The organism is Kocuria sp. WRN011 (genome assembly GCF_002295155.1).
Classification (GTDB): domain Bacteria; phylum Actinomycetota; class Actinomycetes; order Actinomycetales; family Micrococcaceae; genus Kocuria; species Kocuria carniphila.
On record NZ_NSGI01000006.1, the window covers coordinates 138420 to 155051 of the forward strand.

14 protein-coding genes are annotated in these 16632 nt (G+C 64.2%); 7 read left to right on the forward strand and 7 right to left on the reverse strand.

The window, feature by feature from the left end:
- Positions 1-114: 114 nt before the first annotated feature.
- On the reverse strand, positions 115-1359 hold the full coding sequence (gene hemW, locus CKW39_RS09845; RefSeq protein ID WP_095797965.1) for a radical SAM family heme chaperone HemW: 1245 nt from the start codon (positions 1357-1359) through the stop codon (positions 115-117).
- On the reverse strand, positions 1359-3215 hold the full coding sequence (gene lepA, locus CKW39_RS09850; RefSeq protein ID WP_095797966.1) for a translation elongation factor 4: 1857 nt from the start codon (positions 3213-3215) through the stop codon (positions 1359-1361). The genes hemW and lepA overlap by 1 nt, the downstream gene beginning before the upstream one ends.
- A 118-nt stretch (positions 3216-3333) precedes the next feature.
- Between lepA and CKW39_RS09855 the strand changes: the two genes are divergently transcribed.
- Positions 3334-3975, forward strand: coding sequence for a type II toxin-antitoxin system PemK/MazF family toxin (locus CKW39_RS09855; protein WP_095797967.1), 642 nt, complete (start codon positions 3334-3336; stop codon positions 3973-3975).
- A gap of 147 nt (positions 3976-4122) precedes the next feature.
- Complete coding sequence (gene rpsT / locus CKW39_RS09860; protein ID WP_016995919.1) at positions 4123-4383, forward strand: 30S ribosomal protein S20; 261 nt, start codon at positions 4123-4125, stop codon at positions 4381-4383.
- A 628-nt stretch (positions 4384-5011) separates the two neighbouring features.
- Here the strand turns inward: rpsT and holA are convergent.
- Positions 5012-6013 carry a DNA polymerase III subunit delta gene (gene holA, locus CKW39_RS09865; RefSeq protein WP_095797968.1) on the reverse strand — a complete coding sequence of 334 codons (1002 nt, stop codon included), beginning with the start codon at positions 6011-6013 and terminating at the stop codon, positions 5012-5014.
- 173 nt (positions 6014-6186) lie between these two features.
- Here holA and CKW39_RS09870 point away from each other — a divergent pair, with 173 nt between their 5' ends.
- Together CKW39_RS09870 and CKW39_RS09875 are read left to right on the forward strand one after the other, a co-directional pair.
- Positions 6187-7245 carry an alpha/beta fold hydrolase gene (locus CKW39_RS09870; protein WP_254049360.1) on the forward strand — a complete coding sequence of 353 codons (1059 nt, stop codon included), beginning with the start codon at positions 6187-6189 and terminating at the stop codon, positions 7243-7245.
- A gap of 189 nt (positions 7246-7434) precedes the next feature.
- A complete protein-coding gene (locus CKW39_RS09875; RefSeq protein WP_095797970.1) occupies positions 7435-7662 on the forward strand; it encodes a 4-oxalocrotonate tautomerase family protein in 228 nt (75 codons plus the stop codon).
- 133 nt (positions 7663-7795) lie between these two features.
- On the opposite strand, the gene CKW39_RS09880 is transcribed toward CKW39_RS09875, so the two are convergent.
- Positions 7796-9556: a ComEC/Rec2 family competence protein gene (locus tag CKW39_RS09880; protein ID WP_256382228.1), complete on the reverse strand. Its 1761-nt coding sequence runs from the start codon at positions 9554-9556 to the stop codon at positions 7796-7798.
- Between the two features lie 27 nt (positions 9557-9583).
- Here CKW39_RS09880 and CKW39_RS09885 point away from each other — a divergent pair, with 27 nt between their 5' ends.
- From CKW39_RS09885 to CKW39_RS09895, 3 genes are all read left to right on the forward strand, one after another.
- On the forward strand, positions 9584-11116 hold the full coding sequence (locus CKW39_RS09885) for a recombinase family protein (RefSeq protein WP_095797972.1): 1533 nt from the start codon (positions 9584-9586) through the stop codon (positions 11114-11116).
- 215 nt (positions 11117-11331) lie between these two features.
- Positions 11332-11649: a DNA-binding protein gene (locus CKW39_RS09890; RefSeq protein WP_095797973.1), complete on the forward strand. Its 318-nt coding sequence runs from the start codon at positions 11332-11334 to the stop codon at positions 11647-11649.
- 374 nt (positions 11650-12023) lie between these two features.
- Positions 12024-13655, forward strand: a complete 1632-nt coding sequence (locus CKW39_RS09895) for a hypothetical protein (protein WP_143469976.1) — start codon at positions 12024-12026, stop codon at positions 13653-13655.
- 120 nt (positions 13656-13775) lie between these two features.
- Here the strand turns inward: CKW39_RS09895 and CKW39_RS09900 are convergent, their stop codons facing one another.
- The 3 genes from CKW39_RS09900 to CKW39_RS09910 are packed head-to-tail and all read right to left on the reverse strand — an operon-like array spanning position 13776 to position 16592.
- Entirely contained in the window at positions 13776-14594 is an 819-nt protein-coding gene (locus CKW39_RS09900; RefSeq protein ID WP_010552309.1) for an AAA family ATPase, read from the reverse strand.
- Entirely contained in the window at positions 14591-15988 is a 1398-nt protein-coding gene (locus CKW39_RS09905; RefSeq protein ID WP_095797975.1) for a Mu transposase C-terminal domain-containing protein, read from the reverse strand. Before CKW39_RS09905 ends, CKW39_RS09900 begins: the two co-directional genes overlap by 4 nt.
- Before the next feature lie 7 nt (positions 15989-15995).
- The gene (locus CKW39_RS09910) at positions 15996-16592 is read right to left on the reverse strand and encodes a recombinase family protein (protein ID WP_006590953.1); all 597 of its coding nucleotides are present in this window, start codon (positions 16590-16592) and stop codon (positions 15996-15998) included.
- Positions 16593-16632 lie beyond the last annotated feature (40 nt).

Consider the following 16632-nt stretch of genomic DNA (forward strand, 5'->3'; position numbering starts at 1 on the left):
CGCCGCGTCCGGTTGATCCGGACGCGGCGGTTTTTGTTCGCGTTTCGTTCTACTGCCCTGCGCGCCACTTTGTGGTGGCATTCCACCGGACGGCTGCGCCCAGCGGCGGATACCTCACCAGTCGAGCAGGCGACGGGTCACGGCGTCGGCCACGAGACGACCTTGGTCGGTGAGTATCACGCGCCCAGCGATCGCGGCGGGCCCGTCCACCCAGCCGTCCGCGATGAGCCCGGCCACCGCGTTGCGCCCTTCGGGACGCAGACTTGAGGTCTCCAGACCCTCTCGTATGCGGATCCCCAGCATCACGTGCTCGAGGTACTGCGTGTCCGGGTCCAGGGTTTCGCGGCCCACGGCCGGTGATACCCCGTCACGGACCTTGTTCGTGTACGGCAGCGGGTGCTTGATGTTCCACCAGCGCACGCCGTCCATGTGGGAATGGGCTCCGGGGCCGATGCCCCACCAGTCCTGATTGCGCCAATACGCAATGTTGTGCGCGCTGCGGTTCTGCTCGGCGCTGCGGCCTTCGGCAGCGCGGGACCAGTTGGAGACCTCGTACCATTCGAATCCGGCTTCGCGCAGTAGGCGATCGGCCAGGATGTACTTCTCCGCCTGATCGTCGGGATCCACCTCGGGGACCTCACCGCGCCGGATCTGCGCTGCAAGCTTGGTGCCGTCCTCGATGATCAGCGAGTATGCGGAGATGTGGTCGGGTTCGAGCTCCAGGGCGGCCTCGACGGAGCGCTGCCAATCCGCCACGGTCTCCCCCGGTGTTCCGTAGATCAGGTCCACGCTGGCCGAGAGTCCCGCCTTGCGCGCACCCGCCACCGCCAGTGGAACATTGGCCGGAGTGTGGGTACGTTCCAGGACCTGCAACACGTGCGGAACGGCAGACTGCATACCGAAGGACACCCGCGTCACTCCCGCTTCCGCGAGGATCTCGAACGTGCAGTCCGTGACCGAGTCCGGGTTGGCCTCCACCGTGACCTCGGCATCCGGAGCGAGTCCAAAGCTGTCCCTGGCCTGGACCAGGACATCGGCGAGGTTCTCGGCCGGGAGCAAGGTGGGTGTGCCGCCGCCGAAGAACACGCTGTGCAGCGGGCGCGGGGGTGCCCCAGCGGCGTCGAGAACGGAACGGCCGAAACGGACTTCCGCGGCGGCGTCGTGATGGTAATCGTCGCGGGACACGCCCGGGCCTAGCTGCGACATTGTGTAGGTGTTGAAGTCGCAGTACCCGCAGCGCACGGCGCAGAACGGGACGTGCACGTACAGGCTCAGCGTGCGATCGCCCGCTCGGGCCACCGCACTCGAGGGCAGGGACCCGTCCGCGGGAGCCGGGTCCCCTTCGGGCTGAGCGGGCATTACTTCTTCTTGTCCTTGCCCGATTCTTCATCGGAGGACAGCGCGGCCACGAAGGCCTCCTGGGGAACCTCAACGCGGCCCACCATCTTCATGCGCTTCTTGCCTTCCTTCTGCTTCTCGAGCAGCTTGCGCTTACGGGAGATGTCGCCGCCGTAGCATTTGGAGAGCACGTCCTTGCGGATCGCACGGATGTTTTCGCGCGCGATGATGCGCGAGCCGATGGCCGCCTGAATGGGCACTTCGTACTGCTGACGCGGGATCAGGTTCTTGAGCTTGCCGGTCATGACCACCCCGTAGGAGTAGGCCTTGTCCTTGTGGGTGATGGCGCTGAACGCATCCACTTGCTCGCCCTGCAGCAGGATGTCCACCTTGACCAGGTCCGCGGCTTGTTCGCCGTCCGCCTTCCAGTCCAGGGAGGCGTAACCGCGGGTCTTGGACTTGAGCAGATCGAAGAAGTCGAACACGATTTCCGCGAGCGGTAGGCGGTAGCGCAGCTCCACGCGGTCCTCGGAGAGGTAATCCATCCCCTTCATCTCGCCGCGCTTGGACTGGCACAGTTCCATGACCGCGCCGATGAACTCGGAAGGCACGAGCACCGTGGCGGAGACCATCGGCTCGCGGATCTCGTTGATGCGGCCCTCGGGGAACTCGGACGGGTTGGTCACCTCGGTCTCTGTGTTGTCCTCGAGCGTCACGTTGTAGGACACCGAGGGTGCCGTGGAGATCAGGTCCAGGTTGAACTCGCGCTCCAACCTGTCGCGGGTGATCTCCAAGTGGAGCAAACCCAGGAAGCCGCAGCGGAAACCGAAGCCCAACGCGGTGGAGGTCTCGGGTTCGTAGACCAGAGCGGCGTCGTTGAGCTGGAGCTTTTCGAGTGCGTCGCGAAGGACGGGGTAATCCGAGCCCTCGACCGGGAACAGGCCCGAGAAGACCATGGGCTTGGGGTCTTCGTAACCGCCCAGGGATTCCTCGGCGGGCTTGATGTGGGAGGTGACCGTATCGCCCACGCGGGACTGGCGGACGTCCTTCACGCCGGTGATCAGGTAACCCACTTCGCCCACGCTGAGTCCCTTGGACGGCATGGGCTCGGGGGAAATTACACCGATTTCCAGCATTTCATGAGCGGCGCCCGTGGACATCATGCGGATACGTTCACGGGGCTTGAGGGTGCCGTCCACCACGCGCACGTAGGTGACCACGCCGCGGTAGGTGTCGTACACGGAATCGAAGATCATCGCGCGTGAGGGGGCGTCCTTGACACCTTGGGGCGGCGGTACGTCCTGCACGATCTTGTCCAGCAACGCTTCAACGCCCATGCCGGTCTTGCCGGAGACGCGCAGCACCTCTTCAGGCTCCACGCCGATCAGGTTCGCGAGTTCTTCCGCGTACTTGTCCGGCTGGGCCGCGGGTAGATCGATCTTGTTGAGCACGGGGATGATCGTGAGATCGTTCTCGAGCGCCAAGTAGAGGTTCGCCAGCGTCTGGGCCTCGATGCCCTGCGCGGCGTCCACCAACAGAAGAGTGGCTTCGCACGCGGCCAAGGAACGGGAGACTTCGTACGTGAAGTCCACATGGCCGGGGGTGTCGATCATGTTCAGTGCGTAGTCGGTGCCGTCCACGTTCCACGGCATGCGCACGGCCTGAGACTTGATGGTGATACCGCGTTCGCGCTCAATGTCCATGCGGTCCAGGTACTGGGCCTTCATCTGTCGCGGGGTCACCACACCGGTGGCCTGCAGCATGCGGTCGGCCAGCGTGGACTTGCCGTGGTCGATGTGGGCGATGATGCAGAAGTTTCTGAGCACCGAGGGGTCGGTCGAGGCGGGTGCCGGTGGATTGACGGCCAACGGTGACACAGGCGGTCCTTTCGTTCTCAGGATGACTCCCCAGTTTCCCACGTTCCGTGCGGATGGGCGAACCGGGCGTCCATGACTCACGCGGGGCGGGTTGCGTGCCGCCATTAGACTCGGGGACATGGCAGATTTCATGCGCCTCGCGCGCCAGGGCCTTCGGGCCTACCGCATGTACAAACGAGTGTCCGGTTCCATGCAGCAGAACCGCGGCCAGGACTCCCGCCCGGACATGCAGCAGCGTCCGACGCCGCAGCAGGGCCAGTACGAGCCTCAGGGCCGGTATGAACCGCGCGGTCAATACGAACCGGGTGGCCAGTACCAGGCGCCCTCCTCGCAACCCTCGTCCGGTGGTCGGCTGTCCAAGCCGTACCTCGGTGACTGGACCGGTCCCGTGAATCCGCACTACGACCCCCACCCGGACGGCCGTCCGGATCCTGGAGAAGTCGTGTGGACCTGGGTGCCGTTCCAGGAGGACCACCATCAGGGCAAGGACCGTCCCGTGCTGATCGTGGACCGCGCCGGTGACTACCTGCTGTGCCTGATGCTCACCTCCAAGGACTACGACAATGCGTCCTACAACGATCCGAACTTCGTGGATGTCGGAACCGGCACGTGGGATCGCGACGGCCGGCCGTCGGAAGCTCGCCTCAACCGCGTGATTCCCGTGCTGGCCGCCGATGTCCGTCGTGAGGGCGCCGTTCTGGACCGCCAACGTTTCGACGACGTGGCCCGAGAACTCGGGAACCGGCGCTGGACACGTTGATCTGATAAGCTTTATCGCTGTGTGTCCGCGCTGGTCGTCGGGCACAGCGGATGGTTGCCACCGAGCATCCCCACTCTCACACTCAGTCGATGATCATCCGTGAGCCCTCACTGACCGAAATTCCGTGAACAGTTTTAGGAGTTATACGTGGCCAACATCAAGTCGCAGAAGAAGCGCATCCTCACCAACGAGAAGGCTCGCCTGCGCAACAACGCTTACAAGTCCGAGCTGAAGACCCTGATCCGCAAGGTCAACGACGCTATCGGCGCTTCCGACAAGGACGCCGCCGAGTCGAACCTGCGCATCGTGTCCCGCAAGCTGGACAAGGCCGTCTCCAAGGGTGTTCTGCACAAGAACACCGCGGCCAACAAGAAGTCCGGCCTGGCCAAGAAGGTCTCCAAGATCTGATTCAGCCTCAGCTGACAGCCTGAGAGCCCGGTACCTCGAGGTACCGGGCTCTTGCTGTATCTCTATCTCCCGCGTTTGCCGCATTGTGGGATCTGGGGTCGTAGGCGGGTTACAGGGGTTATAGGCAGAGATGTGCGTAGGGCCCGGGCATGTCATAAGCGGTGTCGGGTGTCATAGCAAGCAGAAACGTCAGGCGCCGTGAGGGCCCTCCACGTCACATGAAGGGTGGTTAGGGCGTTACACGTCACCTCAAGGGTGGTTAGAACCTGGTGGGAGTCTCGGAAGGGTTCTAGCGCCGCACTCCGTGCAGCGGAGGGTTCTATCGGCACACTGAATGTCCGAGGACGACCGCTGGGCGAGGTGGCCGACAGCATTGCTGTTTGGGTGCGGTCAGTGCCGCCCATTATGGACATCTCGGGCGGTAGTTCCCGTTCACGGGGACATCTGGGGCGGTAGTTCCCGTTCCGGGAGAGAGCGGGGGCGGTGGTTCGCGTCCTGGGAGACCTCTGGGACAGTGGTTCGTACCTGCTGACATTCTGGGTGGAGGTATGTACCAGAATCGCAGTTCAGGGTGCGAGACCCTGCCCGAAATGTTCACACGCTACCGGCAACGGATACTGAGTCGGGGTCAGTGCCTTCCGGATGTCGCGATCACGGTAATGGCACGTTCGACCGCGTAGTACGGGGTGCGTGACTCCCCCTTGACCTGGGCATCCGCGTGAGCAATGGCCTTGAGTGCTTCGATCACGTGCCCCGGAGTGAAACGGCGGGCCTCGTTCTGAGCACGATCCACCTGCCACGGTGCAGCGCCGACATCCCGCGCCACGCTTCCCGAGCTACCCCGGGATCCGGCCACCAATGCGATGAGGCGCAGTTTGGCGCCCAATGCGGCCACCATGGGTACGGGATCCACTCCCACATCCACCGCCTGCCGCCAGAGCTTCAGGGCTTGGTCGGCGTTACCGGCCACGGCGGCGTCGGCTACGCGGAATGCGGTGACCTCAACGCGTCCGCCGTAGTACTTCTCCACCAGGTCGTGATCGATGGTGGTGGGGCCGTCCGAGATCAACTGCCCGCACGCGGCCGCGAGTTCTGCGGTACTGGTGCCCACAGCAGCGGCCAGTGCGCGAGCGGCGTCGGGTTCGATGCGCTTTCCGTGCTGCTTGAACTCGGCCAGGATGAACGCGGACTTGTCGCGGTCGGATTTCAAGGGCGCGCAGTCCACGACGAGCGCCTTCTCTTTGATCGCATCCAAGAGCTTTTTGCCGCGGTTGCCGCCGCCGTGTTCCCAGAGCACAGTGACCTCCGGGTCCGGTGACTTCACGTACGAGAGCGCATCCGTCAGGAGGTTCTCGTTCATGCTCGAGAGTTCTGTGACGCACACGAGCTTGGGTTCGTCGAACAAGGACGGACTGGTGACCACCGAAAGCTGCCCCGGTGCGTAGTCGGCCGCAGAAATGAGCGTGACCTCGCACGTTCCCCGTTCCTCGCGAATCTGGTCACGCAGGGACTCACGCACTCGCTGGATCAGGTACTCGTCCGACCCGGTAGCCAATACGAGCGGCTGGGGTGCGGCTTCCCGCCAGGAAGTGCCCGGGTTCGACGGCGTGGAACGGCGCGTGGCTGCCATGGGCCCTCCTCGGCGCAGGACAAACCTGCGCGATGGTGATCGGTGTGAAGTGATCTGGCTGCCCATGCTAGTTGAGCGGTCCGACGTTCAATTCAGTTTTCAACCGATGTGCAGATGTGGGGTTCGAGCCGCTGTATCGATGAATGGACGCGTGGGACAATCCAAGGATGGTGATGGAAGTCTCCTTCGTGACTTCCGCCGACGGGACACGGATCGCTTGGTCGCGTCACGGAAGCGGGCCGCCCCTCGTTTGGGTCGGCACGTGGCTCACTCATCTTGACCACGACTGGTCGAGCCCTGTCTGGCGCCACTGGCTCGATGCGCTCGGCCAACGATTCACCGTCATCCGCTACGACGACCGTGGTGGTGGGCTGTCAGATCGCGCTCCGGTCGAATACTCCCTGAAAACATGGCGGGCAGACCTCGAAGCCGTTATCGCCGCCGCCGGCGTCCACAGTTTCACCTTGTTCGGTATGTCCCAGGGCGGGGCCGTGGCCGTGGATTACGCGCATACCCATCCAGATCGAGTGAACACTCTCATCCTTTACGGCGCGTACGCCTTGGGTGCGGCTCGACGCGGCGCCTCAGCAGAGGAAGAAGAGGAGCGTCTCCTCAGGGAACATTTGATCAAAGTGGGCTGGGGACGTGCTGACCCAGTATTCCGCCGTGTGTTCACCACGTCGTTCATTCCGGAAGCATCCGAGTCTCAGATGCGCTGGTTCGACGAGTTGCAACGTCGCTCTATGTCCCCTGAAGCCGCTCTGGCGAGCAGTCGGGCCAGAGCGGGACTGGACGTCTGCAGGGCGGCCGCAGCTGTAACTACGCCAACCCTCGTTGTACATGGTGAAGGTGATCGGGCCGTACCGTTCGAGAACGGTCGTCAACTCGCCCGAATGATTCCTGGTGCCCGCTTCGTCTCCCTGGTGTCGTCGAACCACATCCTCCTCGCGAAGGAGGACGCATGGCCCCAGTTCCTGGCCGAAGTCGATGCATTCACCGGTATCACGCGCCGCCCGACCGCCGTTCTTACCGCACGAGAGATCGAGCTCGTGGAATTGGTTGCCGGAGGGTTCAGCAATTCTCAGATCGCCGATCGCATGTTGCTAAGTGCCCGGACGGTAGAAAGACACCTTTCCAACGTCTACGCAAAACTCGACCTGTCGGGAAAATCTGCCCGAGCGGCCACCGCCGCAATGCTGCCCGAGCTGATCCGCCGCAGCTCCGGAACGTGATTCGGGCTTTCGGGTGGCCCGGATTTTCCACGAGCGGCGTCTGCTGGTTCGTTGGCGGGTTGGGTACTACCCGCCACCGGTCATCGTGCCCGGTCACGTTTAATGGCGGCTGCTGCCGATGCGCCGACTCACGTTCCACGCCTACTGTCGAAGTGTCCTGTTCAGGACACCTCAATAAGGGAGCACGTCATGCCGTTCATCAACGTCAAAATCATCGAAGGTGTATTCACTTCCGAACAGAAACACGAGATCGCACGCAAGCTCACCGACACCATGGTGAGTATCGAGGGCGAGAACCTGCGCACCGTTACGTGGTGTGTTATCGAAGAAGTTGCCAGTGGCGACTGGGCCATCGGCGGAAACTCGCTGACGACTGAAGATGTGTTGGCACTGGCCCAAGGACAACCCGTCGGGTGAAACCCTCTCTATGGGATAGCTATCGGGACGCGTCTCATGACTGCGTTCTCGCAGAGTTCCCGTCCCAAGGCACCCTCCTCTGTGGAGCAATGTACCGTCACCACGGAGAGGGGCCCTGGCCGGGGTGGTGTCTTCACCGCGTCGAGACGGAAATGCGGGACCCGTCCTTGCGGATCCAGAGGGAGCCGTTCTGGTCGGTTCTTGCCACGGAGGCTCCACTGTCCTGCAGGGCTTGGGTGATAGTCGGATGCGGGTGGCCGTACGTGTTGTCCTCCCCGACCGAGATGACCGCGAGCGCCGGGTTCACAGTGTCGATGAGTCGGGTGCCGCCGTTGCGGGCACCGTGGTGGGAGACCTTGAGGATGTCGGCCTCGAGTGTGGCAGCATCGGGCTGACTACGAATCAGACGGTTGGCGCCGTCCTCCTCGAGATCACCGGCTGAGAGCCACGTGGTGGTTCCGTTCTCGCCCGTTATCGTGATGCGCAGTGCCAGAGACGCGTTGTTCTCATCTTCGGAACTTGGGGCGGATCGGCGTGCTCCGGATCCCGCCGAAGGTGGCACGGGCCCCAGAACGGTCACCGTGGTCGATCCCAACTCCAGGGTCTCCCCGGGGCGGGGAACCTGAGCTCGGTCAGCGAAGTGTCGAGCGGCCTCCGGGACATCACCGGTCGCGGTCGAGTACCAGACGTGATCCACCGGAAAGTCACCCGCGAGTGCTTCCAGACCGGCGGTGTGGTCGGCGTGGTCGTGGCTGAGGATCACGGCATCCAACCGCTCGATCTTGGCCTGGCGGATACACGAATTCAGGGCCCGTGGTTCGGGCCCGGCATCCACCAGCACTGCGCTGTGTTCCCCCGTGCGGTGCAGGACGGCATCGCCCTGGCCCACGTCGCACACCACCGAGTCCCACGCCGGGGCGGGACGTAGCCACCAGATCAGCCCCTGAACGATGAACACCAACGTGGTGACGGCCGCAAGGACGGCGAGCGCGCGGCGTCGGCGGCGGCGTTGGTCGGCGAGTTGCCGCCAGACAGGATCGGGAATGGGAGCGGGCGCGGGTGTCCCCACCACGATCCCGTGGGTGTCGGTGGGGCGTTGGCACCGCGTATCCAGCCAGTGCAGGATTCCTCCGGCCGTCACGCTGATGGCGGCGAGCAGGACGATGCCCCAGAGGCCCGGTGGCCACGGCGTGAGTGAGCCCGGCAGACCGGCGAAGAAGTCCGCGATCCAGGCAACCCCACGGGCTGGCAGAGCGGCGACAGCAAGAGGAAGCTGCGCGGCTCGCTCCCACGCGCCGGTCACGGGATCGGCTTTCAATCCGGGAATCAGCAGGAGAGCGGGCATCAGCACTTTGGGCACGACCAGAACGCAGACGGCGATGAGTCCGGCCACGGTCGCGACGGGCACCAACAGCGTGGCCGCCATATTGGCCGGCAGTGAATACGTGGGTAGCGCGGGGTTGAGCAGCAGGAGCACGGGACCGCACCACAGCTGCGCGACGAACGGGATGGCGATGCACAGCGCCACGGGCACCGGCAGCTTCAACGCCAACAGGCGGGCGACGGCGCGGCCGCTCACCACGATTCCCGCGGTCGCGAGCACCGACAGAATGAATCCGAAGTCGATGGACAGCCCCGGTGAGACCAGCACCAGGCCGATCACGGCGGCGCTCAGCGCATTGAGGCTCACCCCGTTGCGGCCGCTGAGCATACTCAGTGAACCGAGCGCACCCATCACTGAGGCTCGCAGGACGGACGGGTCGGGCCCCACGAGCAGGACGAAGCAGCCCAGTGCCAGCAGACCCGCCAGGAGGCAGAGTCGCCGCCCGGCCCCCATCGCCAGCGCCATGTATCCGGTCAGGGTCATCACCAGGGCACAGTTCGACCCAGTGATAGTTTATTTGTGAGGTGAGTGCTGACTATGCAGGCGACGAGACGTAGCAGAGGCCAGACGATCGTGGCCCGCGAGTACCTTCGTGTCTCCCAGGACCGGGACGGCAAGGGCAAGAGCACCAGCCAGCAACACGAAGAGAACGCGCGGGCGGTCGCAGAGAGGGGATGGAAGCTCCATCCGCAGGCGTACCGTGACGACGGCCGGTCAGCATCGCGGTATGCAAGGCGGGCCCGAGAAGGCTTCAGTCAATTGATCAACGACCTCGCGACTGGAGACTTCGACGCTGAGATTCTGGTGGTCTGGGAGTCGTCGCGCGGCTCTCGTCGCACGGGAGAGTGGGTGACTCTCACTCAGCTGTGTGAAGAGAACTCGATTCGCATTTTCGTCACGACACACGGTCGCGACTATGACCCGAAGAACGCTCGTGACCGCCGCTCGCTGCTTGAAGATGCGGTCGACAGCGAGTACGAGTCAGCGAAGACTTCCGAGCGGATCCGCCGTAACGTGAGGGCCGCAGCGGAGGCCGGTCGGGTTCATGGGAAGAACCTCTACGGCTATCAGCGCATCTACGACCCTCGTACGCGCGAACTGCTCCGGATCGAGGAACACCCTGAACAGGCCCCGGTCGTGAAGGAGGCAGTCAGACGGGTGCTCGCTGGCCACTCGTTCTATGAGATCGCGAAGGACTTCAACGTCCGTGGCATCCCTCCCCGTCGCCCTGCGTTCACGGAACGCCGCAAGAACTTGGGATGGACTCCTCCCGCCGTGAAGCAGATGCTCGGTATGCCTGCGTACGCGGGCAAACGTCAGCACAATGGAAAGATTGTCTCTGACGCGCAGTGGCCTCCCCTGATCGAACCCGAGGAGTGGGACAAGCTAGCTCTCATCCTCAACAACCCTGCGCGTAAGCGAAGTAACGACTGGCCCGCTAAGCACCTGTTGACAGGCATCGCCGTGTGCGATGTCTGTGGGGCCGGGGTGATCGTCGGAAAGCAGAACCAGGGCAGGAAGCAGCACGACGAGAATCGCGAGCCGCTACCTCGCGAGCACTACTACTCCTACCTCTGCCGTGGAGTACCGGGAAAGGTTGGATTCCACACGGCAATGAAGGAGGAGTACCTCGACCGGATCGTCGTGGAGTACGTTCTCGCGCGTCTGGTCCAGCCTGATTTTCTGAGCACCTACGGTCGCAAGGATGGCAAGGTGGACGCAGAGCGCAAAGCGCTCGTTGACGAGATCGACGAGCACGAGAGATACCTTGCAGGGGTTCGCGAGCAGGCGGCCGCACGGCACGATCTAGACATCCTGTTCGCGCAAGAGGACCTCATCAGGCCGAAGATCGCCGAAGCGCAACGGAAGCTCAATCAGTTAGTCGCGGCTGATCCGATCGTGGTCGAGTTGGCTTCGTCGAGCGATGTCCACGCCGCTTGGGAGCGCTTGGAGCTTGCCGATAAGCGACGAATCCTGCGACAGATGGTGGAGCCAAGGATCAAACGGGCGGAGAAGCCGGGCGCGCGCGGACTACAACCTGAACGAGTACTTCCCGGCTGGCGCGTCTGAGTAGCTCTTTCGACACGACAGACACCCGTGCTACGGTTTTGCCTAGGCAACTCGCAGCTGGGCAAGGACGTCTCGATGAGACGGTGACCACCGAAGTGACGACTAGCCGATCGTGCAGGCTCAGGGTCCGTAGACACACCCGTTGGCTCCTTCAGATGGGAGCAGCTTCGTAAGGACGATCACGAGGCAACACTTCTAACGAAGGTTGCTTCGCCATGTCCATCTTGTCTACCACCGGAACCGATCTGCTCTCCCTCGCCGAGGCGTCCGAGATTCGCGACGCAGAGGGTCGTCGTCGCTACGGCTCCATCGACACCCTCCGCCGGAAGGTCAAGTCCGGCGAACTCCCCCATCGGATGATCGACGGGAAGTATCTCGTTGGCCGCTCAGATCTCGACGCGTGGCGGAAGTCCAAGGCTGACGAGCGGGCTTACGCCGAGCTGAAGGCAGCAGCCAAGCGGGCTGCGAAGCTTGCTCCTCCCATCAGCCGCGAACGTCGTGAGCTGATCGCTGCGATCCTGCGGGGTGCTTGATAATGGCACCTCTCGTTTCCCCGGCCTCAAGCGCATCAGGAGAGCCTCAGTCGGTGGACACGGCCGGTGCAGAATCGATGCCTCCCGGCGGCACCGACGGTTGCAAGGACCAGGTTGGCTCCACGGTGGGGTCCGATCAGGAATCACGCAATGCTGTGGAAGCTGTGGTTTCGGTAGATAGCTCGCCCTCCGGAACCTTGGTAGACGAGGCTAATCATGCGCCCGGGGAAGGACTTGAGAATCGCCCGGGCCCAACTGTGGAAACTGTGGATTTGGGCCTCCCTTCCACGGAATTGGCCGCGGGGCCGGACGGCGGGCCTGAGCCGCGGGCCTCAACTGATCCGTATGCGCCGGGTGGGCCTTGGGCGTACGCGGTGACGAAGTGCGGCCGGATCTTCAAGATCCAGTCCGCGTGGATTCACCCGGATAGCGGCGCGACCCTGATCACCAAGGAACGCGTTGAGCAGGCAGTACGCCGTAAGGGCAACCTGCGCACGGCGTGGATCGACCACGACCGCGACGTCTACTCCGAGGAGGACGTCGCCGCGAATCCTCGCGCGGTGCTCGGTCAACTCAAGCCCGCCCATGTGCATGTGGTCGAGGAGCGCCGGAACTCGACCTCCGTCGCAGCGGTCGCCCGCGCCTACGGACTGCCTCCGGAGCAGGTCGAGGTCGCCAAGGGACGCGGAGCCTTCCTCGACTGCTGCGAGTACCTCACCCATGAGCACACGCAGCAGCAGGCGTCCGGCAAACACCTCTACGACGACGGGGCCGTTCACGCGAACTTCGACTTTCGCGGGGCGCTCGACCGCCACCGCGTGCAGCGGGTAGGACACGGAGAGGCTCAGGAGAACTCGCGGCTGTCGGCCGTCGACCGCCTGGCGATGATGGTGCAGAATGACGGCCTCACCCTGATGGAGGCGGAGACCCTGGACCCGCTGGCATACAACCGGGGCGAAACACGCCTCGTCAGGGCTAGGTCGACTTATCTCGCGAAACAGCCGCAGCCTCCGTATCGGATGAACATCTACCTGTTCGGCGAGGGCGGTACGGGAAAAGATGCGCTGGCGCGGGCGATGGCCCGACAGATGGTGCCGGGAGACTGGGTACCAGGGGCCAAGGAGCCCTTCTTCGTCCTCGGCGGGGACAACGTGGGCTGGGAGGGGTATGACGGCGAGCTTGTCGTGATTATCGAGGAGGCAAGGGCAGGCAGCCTGATCAAGTCGTTCGGCCGCAAGGAACTGTTTGCCTTCCTCAATCCATTTCCAGGCCGCCAGAAGCTCAACATCAAGAACTCCTCTGTCCTGCCTGTCAACATCATCACGATCATGACCGGGCCGGACGATTACGAGACGTTCCTCGACGGACTCGCGGGTGAGTACACGGACAGGTCTGGGACCCGGTTCACGGCCGAGAATAAGAGCCAGAGCTACCGACGCTTCCCGATGATCATCCCGGTGCGGGACGACGAGTTCGACCTGATGGTCAACAAGGGTTTCGTGGACAACACCAGCGAGTACCGCGAGTACTACCGCTATCAGGGTGTTCGGCAGAACATCCGCCAGGTCCTTCGGCGCGTGAAGGGAATCGAGGACCCCGGTCGGCGTGTGGAGGTGCAGCTCGCGATCGAGGCAAAGCAGGTCCAGCCGATTCTGGCCCAGCACGAGCGAATCGTCTCGTCCGTGTCGACCGAGTACGAGGACCCCGACACCCTGGTCGAGGAGTTTTCTGGGCTGGGCGAGTTCGTGTCCGAGGAAGAGCGTGCCGCGTCACGGGCTGATGCGCTCGCGCGTGCCCGAGCACAGGCGGATGGTGTAACGGCTGGCTTTCTCGCGGCTGGGCTGATCAATCGAGCTTGGGTTGCCGAGCGGGAGGGGCTCCCACCGGTGATCTACAGCGACGGCAACCCAGACATGTCGCTCTGGGATGCCAGTACCGGAACCTACAACGGCCAACCTCCGCTGCCCCTTTCAAGGATCAGTCCGGAGTTCAAGTCGACCGACTGAGCGAGTCAGTGGGATGCGCGTCGATCACGGTCTACCCCGTCGGACAACTCGGAGCGAGCCGACTTCACCTGTGACTTCGTCTGCTGAATGGCGGGGTTCTTCGGTCGCTTCGTGGCGGGGTCAGGTGACACCGATGACCAGGGTGCTCTGTGCGGCTTCGATGACGTCGTTGGTGATGGTGTCGAGTTCGTTGATCTTCAGGACCCGCTGGATCTGGGGGAAGAGGCGTTCGAGGAGCCGGAAGTTGCCGCGGGTGATCCGTGCGATGGCTGCGATGGCTTGGGCGTCGGTGAAGTCGTCGGGGTCGAGGGTCTTGCCGAGGGATCGCCAGTGTCGCTCGAGGACGAACAGCAGTTCGTCTTGTCCCAGGGGCCGGTACTGGTGGGCGAAGCCGACTCGGCTGTAGAACTGGGGGTAGTGGCTGAACTGCTTCTCCAGGCCGGGCATGCCGATCAGGATCAGGGCGATGCCGTCGCGGTCGTAGCGATCGCGCAGCAGTTCCAGCGCGGCGGGACGCAGTCGTTCGGCCTCGTCGACGATGATTAGCTCCACGTAGTTCCTGCCGTGTCGCCATCCCCAGGCCTCGGGAGTGGCCGTGCCGGGAGGTACGAGGTGCTGCTCGATGCACATGTTGGTGCGGGTGATGGCTTGGGTCAGCTCGTCCTTCAGGGTCCGCGGGGTGGTCAGCACGCTGGGGGTGTAGAGCACGGTGCGGCTCCGGTTCAAGGCGGCGTAGATCTTGGCGTCGTTGTCGGAGCGCGGCCCCCAGTAGGTCAGCAGGTCATGAGCCTTCTCGTAGTGTGCGTAGCGGCGTGCGGAGAGTGTCTTTCCTACGCCGGCTGATCCGAAGCACAAACCGATGGTGTGCCCGCGGCGCACGGCGTCGGCGAACTCGGTGAAGCGGCGGTGCTCCTTGGTGACGATGAAGCGCTGGCTCACCTGAGGTCCTCCTTGTAGATCTTCAACGCCGACCTCGGCGCCGGAGCCGGTGCTTCGGTGATCCGTGGCGTCTCGGTAGGTGCGGCCACGAGGGCGATGCGTTCGTTGATGCCGGCTCGCAGCGCCCGGCGGCGGGCGTTGCGCGCGGCCTGGATCTCCTTGAGGCTGACCTTCTGGTCGTGGTGCTCTTGGTTGACGGCCTTGCAGACGAATTCGTCGTGATCGAAGACGCGGATCTCGGTGATGTCGCGGGGGTCGTAGCGGATCACGACCGAGCGTCCGACGTAGCCGGCCAGAGTTGGCGAGACGTAGCGCAGGCCCTGGAAGCGGATGCCATCGCGGCGCACGACGCGGGTCTTGGCGACGGTTAACAGCAGTCTGTCGAGGTCTTCCAGGCTCTCGGGCATTCGGGGCAGCCAGCCATCGGCGATCCACGCGCTGCGCGGGGAGGTTCCGAGCTCGCTGTGCGTGCGGTCGTTGTAGGTGGCCACGAACGCCTCCAGGGCGCTATCGAGGGCGGCCAGGGACAGTTTCGGTGTCGGCCAGGGGTGCCCTTCGGTGATGAGTCCGGGCAGGGTGGCGAGTAGCTCGGTGTTGATGGTGCCGAAGAACCGCTCGATCTTGCCCCGTCCCTGGGGTCGGGCGACGGTGGAGTGGATCAGTCGGATGTGGAGGTCGACGGCGGTGTGGGCGAGCTGGTCACTGGTGAAGTCGCTGCCGTGGTCGACGTAGAGCACGTCGGGCAGGCCGCACATCGGCCAGGCCGGGTCGGTCTTGTGCCAGATCGCTTGGCGCAGCGCCAGGGCGGTGTTCATCGCCGACGGTGCGCCCAGGAAGACTGTGTAGCCGCAGACCGCCCGGGAGCAGTCGTCGAGGATCGTTGTTAGCCATGGCCGTGCGGGCTTGCCGTCGGTGCCCACCACCAGGATGTCGAGCATGGTGTGATCGGATTGCCACATCGCGTTGGGCAGCTCTGCTTGCCGGCGTAGCACCAGCTCGTGCTTGTCGCGGTAGGATGCTGCGCCCTCCAGGGCGAGGGTGACCATGCCGGGATCCAGGGTCCGCACGATGTCCCACACCACCGAGTAGGAGGGGACCGGCCACCTCCGGGCGGCGCAGATGCCCGTGACTTTGCGATGGATCGTGGCGATGGCCGGCCGCGGCTTGCTCAGTGCCAGGCCCTCGATCAGGTCGACGAGGTCGGGCGGAAGGCGGCGGGAGCCGGCGTCCGCCCGTGAGGCTGTCTCCAGTCCGGCGTAGCCGTCGGCGCGGTAGCGGGCGTGCCAGCGCTCCAGGGTCCGCAGCCCTACATCGGTCTCGCGAGCTAAGCGCGCGAGGGGCACCTGGTCCTCGACGTGGAGCCTGAGGATTCGCCACCGCGCTCGAGCGTCCACGACGCACCTACTGCACGACGTTCTCGCGCCCGCGCTCGGCGCGCTGAAGGGCGCGGTAGACCGTGGAGCGGCCCACGCTGAACAGCTCGGCCAGCTCGCCCACGGTGTGCTCGTCGGCAGCATGTAGCTGGACGAGGTGAGCTTCTTGCCGGGGGGTGAGTTTCGGTGACTTCCCGCGCAGCCGGCCCTTGGCCTTGGCGACCTTCATCCCCTCGCGGGTGCGGGCACGGATGAGGTCGGCTTCGAACTCGGCGACCATCGCCAGCACGTTGAACAACAGTTTCCCCATCGGGTCGGTCGGGTCGTACACCGATCCGGCGATGCTCAGCTTCACTTCCCGCGCCGCGAGGTCGTCGGCGATCTGGTGGGCATCACGGACTGAACGCGCCAGCCGATCGAGCTTGGTGACCACGAACGTATCGCCGTCCCGACAGGCAGCCAGCGCCTGCCGCAGGCCCTCACGGTCGGCGTTGCGGCCCGTGAGCCCGTGATCGACGTAGATGCGCTTGGGATCGACGCCGAACGCCGCGAGTCCGTCACGCTGCGCGGTCAGGTCCTGCTCGTCGGTGGAGACTCGGGCATAGCCGACCTTCAAGGGGGACATGCTCCCCAGTGTGTCATATAGCCTCCCTTCACCGGACAGT